The 16,275-nt window shown below is 47.2% G+C and carries 7 protein-coding genes; 2 read left to right on the top strand and 5 right to left on the bottom strand.

The window, feature by feature from the left end; genetic code table 11:
* Nucleotides 1-325: 325 nt before the first annotated feature.
* The 4 genes from ACNEUN_RS01605 to rpoB form a co-directional block, all read right to left on the bottom strand.
* Entirely contained in the window at nucleotides 326-2,098 is a 1,773-nt protein-coding gene (locus ACNEUN_RS01605) for a SpaH/EbpB family LPXTG-anchored major pilin (protein ID WP_463630360.1), read from the bottom strand.
* Between the two features lie 1,369 nt (nucleotides 2,099-3,467).
* Nucleotides 3,468-4,745: an AMP-dependent synthetase gene (locus ACNEUN_RS01600; RefSeq protein ID WP_463630358.1), complete on the bottom strand. Its 1,278-nt coding sequence runs from the start codon at nucleotides 4,743-4,745 to the stop codon at nucleotides 3,468-3,470.
* Nucleotides 4,746-5,148: 403 nt separating this feature from the next.
* A complete protein-coding gene (locus tag ACNEUN_RS01595; RefSeq protein ID WP_463630356.1) occupies nucleotides 5,149-9,168 on the bottom strand; it encodes a DNA-directed RNA polymerase subunit beta' in 4,020 nt (1,339 codons plus the stop codon).
* A gap of 77 nt (nucleotides 9,169-9,245) precedes the next feature.
* The gene (rpoB, locus tag ACNEUN_RS01590) at nucleotides 9,246-12,812 is read right to left on the bottom strand and encodes a DNA-directed RNA polymerase subunit beta (RefSeq protein ID WP_427877495.1); all 3,567 of its coding nucleotides are present in this window, start codon (nucleotides 12,810-12,812) and stop codon (nucleotides 9,246-9,248) included.
* Between the two features lie 474 nt (nucleotides 12,813-13,286).
* On the opposite strand from rpoB, the gene ACNEUN_RS01585 reads away from it, so the two are divergent.
* Together ACNEUN_RS01585 and ACNEUN_RS01580 are read left to right on the top strand one after the other, a co-directional pair.
* Complete coding sequence (locus ACNEUN_RS01585; RefSeq protein ID WP_463630417.1) at nucleotides 13,287-13,973, top strand: tRNA (cytidine(34)-2'-O)-methyltransferase; 687 nt, start codon at nucleotides 13,287-13,289, stop codon at nucleotides 13,971-13,973.
* A gap of 151 nt (nucleotides 13,974-14,124) precedes the next feature.
* Entirely contained in the window at nucleotides 14,125-14,862 is a 738-nt protein-coding gene (locus ACNEUN_RS01580; protein WP_463630354.1) for a peptide ABC transporter permease, read from the top strand.
* Nucleotides 14,863-14,881: 19 nt separating this feature from the next.
* Here the strand turns inward: ACNEUN_RS01580 and ACNEUN_RS01575 are convergent, their stop codons facing one another.
* A complete protein-coding gene (locus ACNEUN_RS01575) occupies nucleotides 14,882-16,246 on the bottom strand; it encodes a DUF711 family protein (protein ID WP_463630352.1) in 1,365 nt (454 codons plus the stop codon).
* Nucleotides 16,247-16,275: the final 29 nt, after the last annotated feature.

Raw genomic sequence — 16,275 nt, 5'->3', positions numbered from 1 at the left:
CTACGCTCCTATACCTTACTTGGACTTAGCGGTTGCATAAGTTAAGTTTAGTTTTTTACTTACTTTTTCTGCAGAAATAGTATTCATCAAAAAAAACTATTACTATCGCTCCGCTTTTATATTGCTCGACAAGCAATTCCTATCCCACACTACCAATAAACCGATAGTGTTCTCTGGCACACGAAAACCTGCTTTCACAACTAATCTGCTCAAACCGGTTGCGCAGCTTGGCTTGGAACCAAACTGTGCAACCGGCAGAGCAAATCAGCTGAGCAAATCGTCCAAGTCTCTCAACCGACCAGTCACTCAACCAGCCGAGCGAGTTTTACTCCTGCTCTTGTTCCTTGCGACGCTTCATCACGATGTAGAAGAACGTGCCAACGATGCCAACAACGCCGCAAACCGTCAAAATCACCAAGCCGCGAGCACCAGTCATAGGCAATGCCGCGAGAATCTTATCCAGTTCGGTTGCCTGCTTGTTGTTAATAGTCTTAGTGTTATTAGCCTGATTAGCTTCAACTGAAGTCAAATTGAAGCAATGCAACTTGTCATCAAGATTGAATCCTTCTGGAGCTGTAGTTTCTACTGCGCAATAAACTTTAGTATTATCTGTACCGTTTCCAACGAAGAACGAATCAGATGCTACACCCTTATCATCAGTTGCAGCCATTGTACGAACTTTAGCTTCATCTGTTACAAGTGAATCACCAGCTTCAGTAACTGTCTTGCCTTCAAGGTCAGTAGTCTTTTTATCTTTTGCAGCTTGGTAAACCTTAAATATAGCACCTTTCAAAGGCTTGCCATCCTTATTATCATCGCTTGTGCTTAAACCAACCTTATTGATTGTGAGCTTAGCGAAATTAGTGGTGTCTTCACCTTCGTGAGGATTGTCTGGATTATCACATGGATTTGTCTTAGTTGGAACGCATGGAGTTTTATCTCCATCACCGGTTGCAACTCCATCTACATCAGTGTTTATAAAGTTCTTAATATTTCCAGGATTAATAACTGTTGTTACAACTGTTGCTGTAAGTTTACCGCCAACTTTGCCAGAAGCCTTAGTTAAACCATTACCAACAAGCTTAACACGAATCCACTTGACGGTCTTGAGTTTTTCAGCAGTGGATAAATCAGTAACCTCTACATTTGTATCAGAATATGCTTTAACTTCATACTCATCTGCATTTAAAGTATCAGAGGTCCCATCTTTACTAACAACCTTCACATCCTTAACACTGCTATAGTTCAAGAAGTCTGTGTTAATCGGATCAGTGAAGGAAACATTGGTATAGGCTTTGCCACCATCTTTGATAGCGGTGAGAGGGATGGAAATATCCCAACCCATAGTCGTCGTAGTACCATCAATGAATGGCTTGCTTGGCGCAGCTTGAGCTTTCTTCTCCACCTTGTTGGTGATGAAGTCGTTCTTTGGATAAATCTTTACATTGTAAATCCAAGTGTGAGTCTGCGTATCCGGAAGAGGAACCGTTACAAGGAATGGGTTAACTTGCTTGGTAACCTTAATAGGCTGACCATCTTTCATAGGCTTGCTATTAGCCAAGTCTTCTTCAACCAAGTACAAGCCGTATGTAGTACCAAGATTGAATGTCACAGAACCTGTAACACAACCCTGTTCAGTTGCCTTGCAGGCTTTTGTTTCACCGTCCTGCGTTTCGGTTGAAGTAGTCAAACCGGCATCTTCCAAAGCCTTAGCAGCCGTCTTACCTTCAACAGTCAAGCCCTTGATTGCTTTCCAACCTTCTGTATTTGACAAGTCGATTGGAGTAGTAGCACCACCCGTACCTTTCTTAACGATGCGAGTAATCTTGAACTTCACGCCAGAAATTGGTTTTTGTGTAGCTGGAATTTGCTGCTCTTTACCATTATTCCTGACATTAGATTCAGGGAATTCATACTTGTAAATGGTAATAGAAGTGTTCTGATTAGTTTTAATATTCGCGGTGTTTTCACCTTGAGCAGGTGTACCATCTTGATCACCAGCCCATGCGATGGAGCCGGCGACGCAGCAGGTGCCAAGTGTGCACGCCGCAGCTATGAGTGCCACGGAACGCTTCCATGAAATATTTTTTAGTCGCATATTTCCTCTCTTCTGACAATAAGCGAACCTTTTTATTCGATATTTTGTTGTCACATGCGAAGAGACATCGATGATAAGGAAATAACATCATGACAACCACTTAATGCAGCCCTGCATACCCATATCACCCGGCTGTTCGCAAGCAAGTTGTGCGCACGCGCTCAACCTTGAGTACATATCAGTTTAAACACGCTAAGGACTAAAAAATGCAAAATTGTATCATAAACAATTGTTTATACTTTTGAACATGTTACCCCCCCCCGGTGCAAATCCCTTGAGAATCAACGGTTTTATGAGATGTCAAAATGCAAAATTGCCGTTTTTTACCCAAAAATTCGCTTTCCCAAATTTTTTAGCACCAAAATCATCGGCGTGTCGCGCGCCCTCCATCTCCTCTCCCTCTCCCATCTCCACACCCCAAACACAACTCAGTAACTACGCACTCCGTTACTCGCGCAGAGCTCCAACTGCGCTAGTAACGAAAAATCGACATTATACGTTACGCGCGCAGAACACGCACTGCAGGAGAAACGAAAAACCGGCAAAATGCGTTACTAGTGCAGAACACGTACTGCAGGAAGAACGAAAAAACAGTAGAGAGCGTTACTAGCGCAGAACACGTACTGCGCCAATAACAAACAACCGCAGCGCGAGCGAAAGTTCTTGCTTTAGGTGGCGCGAGTTTGGGGGAATTTCTCTCCTCGCATGCGCGACGACCTGCTTGAGCGCTGCGATTTAGCGCGCGAAAGCAACTCGGAGCGTGAGCTTGCTCAAGTTGAAAGCACAGTGTGCTTTCAACGCAAGCTCAGTAGCGAGCGCGCCTAGACCGCGCGAGCGATACATTTCGCTCTGTGCGAAAAATCTCAAATCTCTACCACACTAATATTCCTATGATTAAAACCAATTAGTCTATTGTGAGTAGATTTGGCTGTTGTGTGTGAGGGGTGGGTGTTGCTTGGTCGAGCAATATAAAAGCGGAGCGATAGTAATAATCTTGTTGATGAATACTATTTTTGCAGAAAAAGTAAGTAAGAAACTAAACTTAACTATGCAACCGCTAAGTCCAAGTAAAGTATAAGAGCGCAGCACTGCGAGACAAGCAACCCCACCCCTCACACCAATCTCAATATCGCACCACACCAAAATCAGACACTAACGCAGAATGCAATCTGCACGAATGTCCGAAGATAGGCGAAATCAGACACGCGCGCAGAACGCAATCTGCGCCAGTGTCCCAAAACAAGCAAAATGAGACACTAGTGCAGCGCACCAACTGCACGCGGGTCTGAAAACTGCCAACTAGAGACACTCGCGCAGCGCGACGTCTGCGCCAGTGTCCCAAAACCGCAGCGTGCGCTCTAAGCGCTCGTTATCGATCAACGCGCATAATCCGCGGCACACCAGCATCAACAAGCTTCCGCTCAATATTCTTAACGCCAATAACATCCGCAAAATTAAAACGCACAATCTTACTCACGCCGCACTCCCTAAAAAGCACCGACTCACGCTCCGCCTGCCTATCAATATTGCGGTTAATAGCGGCCTGACTGTAGGAATTACGCAACATTTGGTTATCAGTAGACGAATTAAAATCTATATTCGCATGAGCCGCATTAGTTGAATCAACAAAATACTTGCCATATCCATCAAGCTCGCCAACAATCAGCCCGCCTCCCGGAAGCTGCCACAAAAAATCACACCTATACTTAACCCCAGAATTAGGCGCAACGAATTCGTGCTGTAGCTCCGGCACCATAAACCCAAGATCAATCATCGTGCCGCGCGCGAAAGACTCGCCGCCGTTCTCGCTTAATCCGTTCGCAAAACAGCAGAGACGGCGCAATTTAAAAAGCGAATCCGCATTGCTATCGGCACAAACTACGCCACTAACACCAAAGCCGCCAGAAAAGCCACTACCAAAGCCGCCGATTCCACCGCCGTCTCCGACACTGATTCCGCCGTATCTTCTTCCGCAAATCTCAAGAACCTTATTAAAATTCACGTTATCGCGCGCAGCAGAATCAAAAATCGGCAAAGCAGCCCTAAAACTCATAGTATTCGCAACATCAAAAAGCATCGTACTTTTATCAACAACATGACTTCTAATCTCATAACTTACCCTGTCGCTTGAATGCGGAAGTGTAATAAGCCGACCGTCATACTTGCGACTCGGCTGCACAATGCGCACGTCGTCGCTTGTGCCGTCCTGCTCCCTTCCGATTGCGCGAATACGATGCAATTGCGGATTATCGTGCACGGATTTGTTAGTTTTGGAACGAATATAAATGTGCGTTGGCTGCGTTTGCAGATTAATACCCTGCGAAGCGCAATCGTCACCAACAAACAACTCATCGTAATTCTCTACGACGTTATATCCAAGTAACGCTGCCCCAGTAGAGCCGGTAAATTTCCAATCCGGATAAAGATCCATCAAAGAAAGCGCTATATGACGTATTCGTTCTGACGTATATAGCTTCTGCCAGTACTCAGTTTGCGCGTAAAGATTGCGAAAAGTGCGCAAAAAAATGCCGCTTTTCACGCGTTTCTTTAGATACTGCTTTTGCGCATTAGTAACTGGCCGAATACACGTACGCTCTTGTTCAGCGTTTGAAATCATTCTGATAGTACTGGTACTTGCTGCAATCATACGACTGAGGCTATTCGATTTGACAATACTTGCGCAAGCAAATTAATACATTGTGGATATAGGGTATTAAGTGCACGAAAATAAGTAGTTACGTAAGATTACGTAACACTACGCAAGAGACACGCGCGCAGGGCGCAATCTGCGCCAGTGTCCCAAAACAAGCAAAATGAGACACTAGTGCAGCGCACCAACTGCACGCGTGTCCGAAAACTGCCAACTAGAGACACTCGCGCAGCGCGACGACTGCGCCAGTGTCCCAAAACAAGCAAAATGAGACACTAACGCAGAACGACGACTGCAGGAGCAACAAAAAAGGAGCTTCAAGCCCGAAAGCTTGAAGCCCCATTTCATATCAGACTAGCGCCGCAATCACTCAACTAACTCAGCGCCGCAATCACTCAGCTCACTCAGCGTCGTCACCATAATCGCCCTGACCGCCCTGATCATCAAGGAAGTCATCCGGATTAAAATCGTCACCGAGCTTCATATCGCCAAAGTCAATGTTGGAGAAGTCAACATCGCCCATATCGCTCTCACCGAAGTTCGAAGGCGTACTATCCGCACCGCCCAAACCGAAGTTCGGATAAATGGAGTCGCGCACCTGAGGATCCGGCTCCACACTAGCGTTACGATAACGCGCCAAACCGGTACCAGCTGGGATGAGCTTACCGATAATTACGTTCTCCTTCAAGCCCTTAAGGTCATCTTCCTTCTGGCTCAAAGCAGCTTCAGTAAGCACACGTGTAGTCTCCTGGAAGGAAGCGGCCGAAAGCCAAGAATCCGTAGCCAAAGAAGCCTTCGTAATACCCATAAGCTCTGGTCGACCAGCAGCAGGCTTACCACCGTTCTTCACAGCCTCCAAGTTTGCCTCGCGGAACTTTGCCTGATCCACAAGCTCGCCTGGAAGCAGGTTCGTGTCACCGGAGTCAATAACTGTAATACGGCGAAGCATTTGATGCACGATAACCTCAATGTGCTTATCGTGAATATCAACGCCCTGCGAACGGTACACGTTGTGAACCTCTTCCACAATATTCACCTGAGCCGCACGCGGGCCAAGAATACGCAGAATCTTCTTAGGATCCACGGAACCTTCGATCAGCTGCGTACCAACATCAACATGCTCGCCATCCTTAACCAACATTGGCGCACGACGCGTCACAGGGTAAACGATTGGCTCAACGGTCGTATCGTCTGGGGTCAAAGTCACCTGACGACCATGGTCAGTATCCTCAACCTTCACAACACCTGGGAACTCAGCGATTGGAGCCTCACCCTTAGGAGTACGAGCCTCGAAAAGCTCCGTAACACGAGGAAGACCCTGCGTAATATCAGAAGCCGAAGCAACACCACCGGAGTGGAAGGAACGAAGCGTAAGCTGCGTACCAGGCTCACCAATGGACTGTGCTGCAACAATACCAACAGCCTCACCAACATCCACGAGTCGGCTAGTAGCCAAAGACCATCCGTAGCACTTTGCGCAAACGCCACGCTTAGACTCGCAAGTAAGCACAGAACGCGCCTTAACTTCCTCAACGCCGTGCGCAACCAAATCGCGCAAAACGTCCATAGAAAGCGCATCGCCGCACTTAGCCAAAACTGTTGTGCCGTCAGCAGGATCGATCACATCCGCAGCAAGCAAACGCGAGTATGGGCCACCATCAGCAGCCTTAACAAGCGTCAAGTTACCGTTTTCGTCGCGATCAGCAATCTTCATCATAAGACCGCGCTTAGTTCCGCAGTCTTCCTCACGAACGATTACTTCCTGAGAAACGTCCACAAGACGACGAGTCAAGTAGCCAGATTCTGCAGTACGAAGTGCGGTATCTGCCAAGCCCTTACGAGCACCGTGCTGCGAGATGAAGTATTCCAACACGGAAAGGCCGTCATGATAGTTGGACTTAACTGGTCGAGGAATAATCTCGCCCTTAGGGTTTGCCACGAGGCCTCGCATACCAGCAATCTGACGAATCTGCATCCAGTTACCACGCGCTCCTGACTGAACCATGATGTTCACGTTGTTATCATCATGGAAGTTTTCGCGCATAGCGTCTGCAACTTTATCCGTGCATTCGGTCCACAAGTTGATCAACTCTTGACGACGTTCTTCGTCTGTAAGAAGACCCATATCGTACTGAGAGTTGACTTTTGCAGCTTGATCTTCGTAATCTTGCGCAATCTGTTCACGGTTGGAAGGAAGCACAATATCGGAGAATGCCATTGTTACACCAGACCATGGTGCTCGAGTGAAGCCAAGATCCTTCAAAGCATCCAAAGATGCCGCGACTTGCGCTGTAGAATAGCGAGTTGCTATATCGTCGACGATCTTTGAAAGCACTCCCTTTGGTACCTGCTCGTTTACGAACGGATAGTCTACTGGCAAAGTTCCGTTGAACAAAATACGTCCGCAGGAAGTTGCGAAAAGTACAGTACCGTCTTTGAAACGCTCTTCGTGTACTACGTCTGGGCAGCCAGGTTCAGGATCAACTACCTTAAGTTCGCCCGGTTCCCAATTCTTCGGCAGTACGAAATCTGCAGGAACGCGAATCAGTACCTTAGCCTGCATATCAATCTCGTGCTTATCCAGAGCCATTTCAGCTTCAGCAAGCGATGAGAAGATTCGTCCCTGACCTTTTGCTCCGTCAACAACAGTAGACAAGTAGTAAAGACCAAGAATCATATCCTGAGATGGCATTGTAACGGTGTGTCCGTCTGCCGGCTTCAAGATATTGTCGGAAGCCATCATCAAAGTACGAGCTTCAGCCTGAGCTTCTGCAGAAAGCGGAAGATGCACTGCCATCTGGTCACCATCGAAGTCTGCGTTGAATGCTGCGCAGGCAAGTGGTGGCAGGTGGATTGCTTTACCTTCGACCAGAATTGGCTCGAAGGCCTGAATACCTAAGCGGTGAAGTGTAGGTGCACGGTTAAGAAGTACAGGATGCTCGGAAATAACTTCTTCCAAAACGCCCCAAACTTCGGAGTCTCCGCGGTCAACCAAACGCTTTGCGCTCTTCATGTTCTGCGCGAATCCCTGATCTACCAAACGCTTAATTACGAATGGCTTGAAAAGTTCCAATGCCATTGGCTTTGGCAAACCGCACTGATGCATGCGAAGGCTTGGACCAACGACGATTACGGAACGACCAGAGTAATCAACTCGCTTACCCAGCAAGTTCTGGCGGAATCGACCCTGCTTACCTTTTAGCATGTCGGAAAGCGACTTTAATGGTCGGTTAGATGCGCCAGTTACTGGGCGTCCACGACGACCGTTGTCAAAGAGCGAGTCGACTGCTTCCTGAAGCATGCGCTTTTCGTTATTAAGCATGATTTCAGGAGCGCCAAGCTCAAGAAGTCTCTTCAAACGGTTGTTACGGTTGATTACGCGACGATACAAATCGTTCAAATCGGAAGTTGCAAAACGGCCGCCATCGAGCTGAACCATTGGTCGCAAATCTGGTGGGATTACTGGAATTACATCCAACACCATTGCTTCCGGCTTATTTCCGGTAGTTAGGAACGCGTTTACAACTTTCAGTCGCTTCAAAGCGCGAGCTTTACGCTGTCCGGTACCGTTATCGATTTCTGCGCGAAGCTCTTCTGCTGCAGACTTTAAATCGAAGTCTTGCAAACGCTTTTTAATAGCTTCAGCGCCCATGCAGCCTTCGAAGTAGTCGCCGTAACGATCTTCCATCTCGCGCCACAAGTCCACGTCGCCTTCCATATCTCCGGCTCGTAAACCTTTGAAGCGGTCAAATACTGCGTTCAAACGCTGAATCTGATCGTCGTAGCGTTGACGAATAGCAGCCATTTCGCGCTCTGCACTTACGCGCAGCTTGGATTTTACGCTGCCTTTCGTCTCGCCCGACTCTTCAAGTTCGTGCAAGTCTTCTTCAACTTTCTTCGCGCGAGCTTCAATCTCGTTATCGCGACGACGTCGAAGATTTGAGATTTCGGTATCGAATTCGTCTTGCAAGTCCGGAAGGTCTTGGTGACGCTGCTCTTCGTCGACTTTCGTAACCATGTAGGCTGCGAAGTAGATTACTTTCTCAAGATCCTTAGGAGCGATATCAAGTAAGTAGCCTAAGCGGCTTGGTACGCCTTTGAAGAACCAGATGTGCGTTACTGGTGCTGCAAGCTCAATATGACCCATGCGCTCACGACGTACGCGGCTGCGGGTTACTTCCACGCCGCATCGTTCGCACACGATGCCTTTGAATCGCACGCGCTTGTATTTTCCGCAAGCGCATTCCCAGTCGCGAGTAGGGCCGAATATCTGCTCACCGAACAGACCGTCTTTCTCTGGCTTTAGGGTACGGTAATTAATGGTTTCTGGCTTTTTAACTTCGCCGTGGCTCCAGCTACGGATATCTTCGGCAGTGGCCAAGCCAATTCTCAGTTTGTCAAATGCGTTGACGTCCAGCACTATTATTGTCCTGTCTGTGAAATTGTTTTCTAACGTTTCTTAAATTAGTGTTCGTTACCGAATCGTTCGTTACCGAATCACTGGTATTCAGGTTCAACAGCAACCTGGTCTTCTTTTGCGGACGAGTCTGGTCGAGCGCCAATGTTGAAACCAAGGTCTTCAGATGATGAAACTGGATCGTCTTCTTCATCCTTCATGTCGATTGCAACGCCTTCAGCGTTAAGAACCTCAACATTCAAGGAGAGCGACTGCATTTCCTTAAGCAACACCTTGAAGGATTCTGGAATACCGGCAGGCGGCAAATTCTGTCCCTTCACGATAGCGCCGTACACGCGCACGCGGCCGTCAACGTCATCAGACTTTGTGGTCATCATTTCGTGCAAAGTGTATGCTGCACCGTAAGCTTCGAGAGCCCAAACTTCCATTTCGCCGAAGCGCTGGCCACCAAACTGTGCTTTACCGCCTAATGGCTGCTGGGTGATCATGGAGTAAGGTCCAGTAGAGCGTGCGTGAATCTTGTCATCAACCAAGTGATGCAGCTTCAAGATGTACATGTAGCCTACGGAAATTGGCTTCGGGAATGGCTCGCCGGTTCGGCCGTCGAATAACGTTGCCTTACCGTCTGAACCAACAAGCTTATTGCCATCGCGATCAGCAAGGGTTGTTGAAAGCAAACCGTTCAAGGTCTCCGGACGCACACCGTCGAATACTGGTGTTGCTACAGGAGTACCTGGATCGCCGTGTTCTGCTCCTTCAGGAACGTACTTCTTCCAAGCTGCCTTTAGATCTGGATCCAAGTTGATATCCCAGCCTGCGTGAGCAATCCAACCTAAGTGAAGCTCAAGCACCTGGCCTAAGTTCATTCGAGATGGCACACCCAACGGGTTAAGCATGATGTCAACTGGAGTACCGTCAGCTAAGAACGGCATATCTTCTTCTGGCAAAATTCGGGAGATAACACCCTTGTTGCCGTGTCGACCAGAAAGCTTATCGCCTTGCGTAATCTTACGATGCTGAGCGATGTAAACGCGAATCATTTGGTTTACGCCGTTTGGAAGCTCGTCACCGTCGTCTTCTGCGTCTTCACGAGTGATTTCTTTAACTGCAATCACAGTACCGGTTTCGCCGTGTGGTACGCGTAGCGAGGTGTCGCGAACTTCGCGGCTCTTTTCGCCGAAGATTGCGCGCAACAAACGCTCTTCTGGAGTAAGCTCAGTTTCACCCTTTGGTGTTACTTTACCGACCAGAATATCGCCGGCTTCTACTTCTGCGCCGATGCGAATAATACCGCGTTCGTCGAGGTTTGCGATTGCGTCTTCACCAACGTTTGGAAGATCGCGAGTAATCTCTTCGGAACCGAGCTTAGTTTCGCGAGCGTCGATTTCGTATTCTTCAATATGGATTGAAGAAAGTGTATCGTCTTGCACAAGACGCTGGGAAATAATAACAGCATCCTCGTAGTTGTAACCGTTCCATGGCATGAATGCAACGAGCAAATTCTTACCTAATGCAAGCTCGCCCTTTTCTGTTGCAGGGCCATCTGCCAAAACAGTACCAGCTTCAACGCGTTCACCGTCTTTGATAAGAGGTACTTGATTGTAGCAGGTAGTTTGGTTGGAACGCTGGAACTTGGAAAGCTTGTAGCTTGATTGAGTTCCGTCGTCGTTCATTACTCGGATGATATCTGCGGAAACGTAGGTTACTACACCCGGCTTTTCTGCCAAGATTACGTCACCTGAGTCGACTGCTGCACGCCATTCGGAACCAGTTCCGACTAATGGTCGCTCCGACTTGATAAGCGGCACGGCCTGACGCTGCATGTTCGTACCCATCAATGCACGGTGGCCTTCATCGTGCTCCAAGAATGGAATCAATGAAGCGCCGAGGGAGACCATTTGTCGTGGAGAAACGTCCATGTAGTCGACAGTGCTTACTGGCACATCGACTGCTTCTTCTTCGTCGACTCGCGCAAGTGCCTGAGTTCCAACGAAGTTGCCGTTGTCGTCAAGATCTTGGTTTACCTGAGCAATAACGTGCTCGGCTTCGCGATCAGCTGTCATGTATTCAACTTCGTTGGTTACGTGACCGTTAATCACCTTGCGATAAGGAGTTTCGATAAAGCCGAATGGGTTGATTCGTCCGAAGGTTGCCAAAGAGCCGATAAGACCAATGTTTGGACCTTCTGGGGATTCGATTGGGCACATTCTACCGAAGTGGGATGGGTGCACGTCTCGAACTTCCATGGAAGCGCGGTCGCGAGAAAGACCACCAGGGCCGAGTGCGGAAAGACGGCGCTTGTTTGTAACTCCTGCCAAAGGATTGTTCTGATCCATAAACTGGCTGAGCTGAGAAGTACCGAAGAACTCTTTAATGGTGGCGTTTACAGGGCGAATGTTAATCAAGGACTGTGGCGTAATTGCCTCTGCATCCTGAGTTGTCATACGTTCACGCACTACGCGTTCCATACGGCTTAAGCCTGTACGAAGCTGATTCTGTACCAACTCGCCAACCTGACGAATACGACGGTTACCGAAGTGATCGATATCGTCTACGTCAACTCTCAACTGAACATCTTGACCATCGCGCTTTCCTGGGAAGGTTTTCTCACCAGAGTGCAAGGTAACCAAATATTTGATTGTGGCTATGATGTCTTCGCGGTTCAAGCTGCGATCGTTGTAGTCTGCTTCAAGTCCGAGCTTGCGGTTGATCTTGTAACGGCCAACTCGCGCCAAATCGTAACGCTTCGTGTTGAAGTAGAAGGAGTCGAGAAGATTGCGGCCAGCTTCTGGAGTTGCCGTATCTGCTGGACGGATTTTACGATACAAATCTGTAAGTGCATCTTCTTGCGTATCGATTGGCTCTTTTTCCAAAGCGTCAAGAACAAGAGGATATCCTTGGAATGCGTCGGCAATTTCGTCTTTTGTCATGCCGATTGCGAGAAGGAATACGATTGCAGACTGCTTACGCTTGCGGTCTACTCGCACGCCTAGAACGTCGCGCTTGTCGATTTCAAATTCCAACCATGCACCACGGCTTGGTATGATTTTCGCACCGAATACATCTTTGTCGGATGTGCGATCCTGAGTGCGGTCGAAGTACACGCCTGGGGAGCGCACGAGCTGAGATACGATTACTCGCTCGGTTCCGCCGATAATGAACGTACCGTGAGGGGTTTGCAATGGGAAGTCACCCATGAATACAGTCTGGCTTTTAATTTCGCCAGTTTCACTGTTCTCGAACTCAGCGTTCACATACAAAGGTGCAGAATAGGTGTAATCCTTTTCTTTGCACTCAAGTACGGTGTGACGTGGCTCTTCGAAATATGGGTCGGAGAAGGTGAGACTCATTGTCTCAGCAAAGTTTTCGATTGGGGAAATCTCTTGGAAGACTTCATCGAGTCCAGAAACGTGAGGAACGGTGTGCGTACCGTTTGCCTCATCTTCTGCAACGCGCTTCTTCCAGCGCTCTGAGCCGATCAACCAATCGAAGCTGTCGGTTTGTACGCCAAGAAGATATGGCACATCAATAGGTTCACAAATAGAGCCAAAATTCACACGATCTGACGCTTTGTGCAACTTAATGTCGTGCTCGTCAGCGCGTGCGATGACTTTCGTGGTGTTCGTCGTAGCTTGTTCAGCAGCCAATGGACGTTCCTTTATCACTAGCTAGTTAATTAATCATTGGGAGCTTAGAAATCACAGCAAACTAAAAGCTTTATAAGCATTTTTTGTTCGCGGGCGCCTTCTTCGGTTCCTTGAGTATGCCCGCTATATGACACACCTTATACAGACTGTCTATTTTAGCGAAAACTCCGGACTTATTTGCGCTGCGAGACAATCAACACCCACCCCTCACACGCAACTCACACTCGCGCCACACCAAAATCAACTCATCAACTACGCACATCGTTACTAGCGCAGAACACAATCTGCAGGAGAAACGAAAAATCGGCAAAATGCGTTACTAACGCAGAACGCAATCTGCGCTAGTAACGAAAAACCGGCAAAATGCGTTACGCGCGCAGAAAGCGTACTGCAAGAAGAACGAAAAAACGTAATGTGCAGCTTATGAGTAAACTAAATAAGTTATTAGTGCAAAACTTGAGTTACGAGGAAAATATGGATAAAAGCGAGCAGAAGCAGGAAGCCGAAAATAAAACCGCAACAAAAGACGCAACAGAAACCGCAGTAAATCGCGTTGAGCAAATGTACGAGTACGGCTACAGAAAGTCAAATTACGGTCCCGACGAGCTTGTAACTGATGCTCACGGAAATCCAATTAGCGTTATGGACGCTATGCTTAGTGCCGATGATGCCGCGCGCGCTGAAACTCAAACTCCTCACCTTTGCTTCTACTCCCCGCGCATTCCAGGCAACACCGGTTCCGCTATTCGTCTTTGCGCTGTAACCGGCACGATTTTGCATTTAGTTGAACCGCTTGGTTTTAATTTACATGATACTAAGTTGCGTCGTGCAGGCTTGGATTATCACGATATGGCTCACGTTGTTTTGCACCCGAATTTTGATAATTTAGTTGAGTCGATGCCAAATTCGCGAATTATTGCGTTTACTGCGAACGCTACGAAACTTTACACTGAAGTTGAGTATAAACCGAACGATATTCTGCTTTTTGGTCCGGAACCAGGAGATATTCCTGATCCTATGGATATTATGTCAGGCCCGCACGTAGCTGAGCAAGTGCGTCTTCCTATGCGCCCCTCACTTCGCAGTTTGAATCTTACGAATTGCGCTTCTATTGCCGTTTACGAAGCGTGGCGACAGCTCGGTTTTGCAGGCGGAAAGTAAGCACTAACTAAGCCACACTTCATTCTAAATCGCACCAATCTCTATTTGCATTACAATAGTAAATATGCCAATGCCAGCTATGACGCCACGTAAAACGCGCCGAGATGCAGATTCACTGATCTCGCGCAACTCAGCGAGCAAAAAAGCTCGTATGAATGAAGCGAAACGACGCATGTATCGCCGTCGCCGCATAGCTGTTTGTATAGCTTTACTTCTTGTACTTTCGCTTATAGTTTTTTGCATAATTAGTTTGATTAAAGGGATTTCCGCTATAGGCCATTCGCTTTCGGGAAATCAAGTTAATATCGTGCGGAAAGCTGTGCCAGATCCTCGTCCGGTTGGTACAACTCCTCGCTGCAACGCAAAAAATATGCGATTAGAAATTTCTACTAACTCGCAGATTGTGCCTATGGGTGGAGAAGTTGAAATTACGGAACGTTTTATTTATGACGGCACTTCTCCATGTTTGATTGACGCTTCTGATATTAATGCAGTTCTTACGGTAAGCAGCACTTCTGATCAGAATAACCAAAACAATCAAAACAACCAGAACAATCAAAACAACCAAACAAACCAAACAAACCAAACAAATGATCAAACCAATGATCAAAACGCAGTAGGAACGCCTGTATGGAATTCAAGCGAGTGCGCGTATAAGCTGAATCCGTTACTTATGGCAAAAGGCGACAAATACGAGAAAAAACTTATTTGGCATACGAGTAATAATATTGGCGCTAATCCTAATAAAAATGGCGGAAATAACGAAGCAAAACCTTGCCCTAAAGACGAGGACTTACCTAAAGTCAACCGTGGAACTTACATACTGCGCTTAAATCATAAAACCGTACCTAATTTGCACAGTGACCCAGTAGTAGTAACAGTTAAGTAATTTACTGCAAAAATTAGGATTAATTCTTGAAACTATGCACAGGTGCAGGAATTCTTCCACCTCGTGTAACAAAAGCCTCGCAGCTAGTCTGATTAACCGGAATAATAGGCGCATAGCCCATCAAACCGCCAAAATTAGCCATCTCTCCGACATCTTTTCCTTCAACAGGTATAACGCGAACAGCAGTGGTTTTCTGATTAATCATTCCAATAGCAGCTTCATCGGCAATAAGACCCGAAATCGTTGCGGCACTAGTAGCACCCGGAATAGCAATCATGTCAAGACCAACAGAGCAAACGCAAGTCATGGCCTCAAGTTTTTCAATCTTCAAGCAACCAGATTTTGCTGCATCAATCATATTCGCATCTTCCGAAACTGGTATGAACGCTCCAGACAAACCGCCAACATAGCTGCTTGCCATAATTCCGCCCTTCTTAACCTGGTCGTTAAGCATGGCGAGCGCCGCAGTTGTTCCAGGAGCACCGACTTGAGCTAGACCGATTTTCTCCAAAACTTCGCCAACAGAATCTCCTTGAGCAGGAGTTGGAGCAAGTGACAAATCTATGATTCCAAAAGGAATTCCAAGACGTCGAGAAGCTTCTTGAGCTACAAGCTGGCCGACTCGAGTAATCTTAAAAGCAGTACGCTTAATTGTTTCGCAAAGTAAAGCAAAGTCTTTTCCTTTAGCTTCGTCTAAAGCTCTGGAAACTACTCCAGGTCCAGAAACACCAACGTTAATTACAGCGTCGCCTTCAGTAACTCCGTGGAAACCGCCTGCCATGAATGGATTGTCGTCAGGAGCGTTGCAAAAAGCAACAAATTTTACGCAACCGTACGAATCATTGTCTTTAGTAGCATAAGCAATTTTTTTAATAACGCGTCCTAAAAGTTCAACGCAATCCATGTCGATGCCTGTGCGCGTGGAACCGACGTTTACTGACGAGCAGACTATGTCTGTTTCGCTTAAAGCTTGCGGAAGAGACTCAATAAGCATCCGGTCGGCTGCAGTCATAGATTTTGCTGGAAGTGCAGAATATCCTCCTATGAGGTCTACACCAACTTCTTTTGCAGCTTTGTCGAGTGAGTGAGCAATTTTTACGAAATCTTCCGGCTTCTTGCACGCAGACGCGCCGACTAAGGCTATAGGCGTTACTGTAATGCGTTTATTTACAATCGGTATGCCGTAATCTAGTTCAATTGATTTTCCTGTTGAAACTAGGTTTTTTGCGAGTTTCGTAATTTTGTTATATATCTTCTCGCATACTTCGTTAATATCGCTAGAAGCGCAGTCTAGTAGGTTGATACCCATTGTTATGGTTCGTACGTCAAGTTTTTCCTGCTCAATCATTGAGTTGGTTTCGCTGACTTCCAGCATATTTAACATGGTTATCTCCCGTACTTACTTCTTCAGAC

This window comes from Gardnerella sp. C0684A1, from assembly GCF_055326835.1.
Note: the sequence above shows the minus strand (reverse complement) of the source record. Positions and strands in the feature narration are given on the sequence as shown.

Excerpts from the sequence above, each read along its gene's own strand:
- ACNEUN_RS01580 (WP_463630354.1), top strand. The coding sequence starts at position 14,125 with ATGAATGAAGCGAAACGACGCATGTATCGCCGTCGCCGCATAGCTGTT.
- ACNEUN_RS01575 (WP_463630352.1), bottom strand. The coding sequence starts at position 16,246 with ATGTTAAATATGCTGGAAGTCAGCGAAACCAACTCAATGATTGAGCAG.
- ACNEUN_RS01600 (WP_463630358.1), bottom strand. The coding sequence starts at position 4,745 with ATGATTGCAGCAAGTACCAGTACTATCAGAATGATTTCAAACGCTGAA.
- ACNEUN_RS01605 (WP_463630360.1), bottom strand. The coding sequence starts at position 2,098 with ATGCGACTAAAAAATATTTCATGGAAGCGTTCCGTGGCACTCATAGCT.
- ACNEUN_RS01585 (WP_463630417.1), top strand. The coding sequence starts at position 13,287 with ATGGATAAAAGCGAGCAGAAGCAGGAAGCCGAAAATAAAACCGCAACA.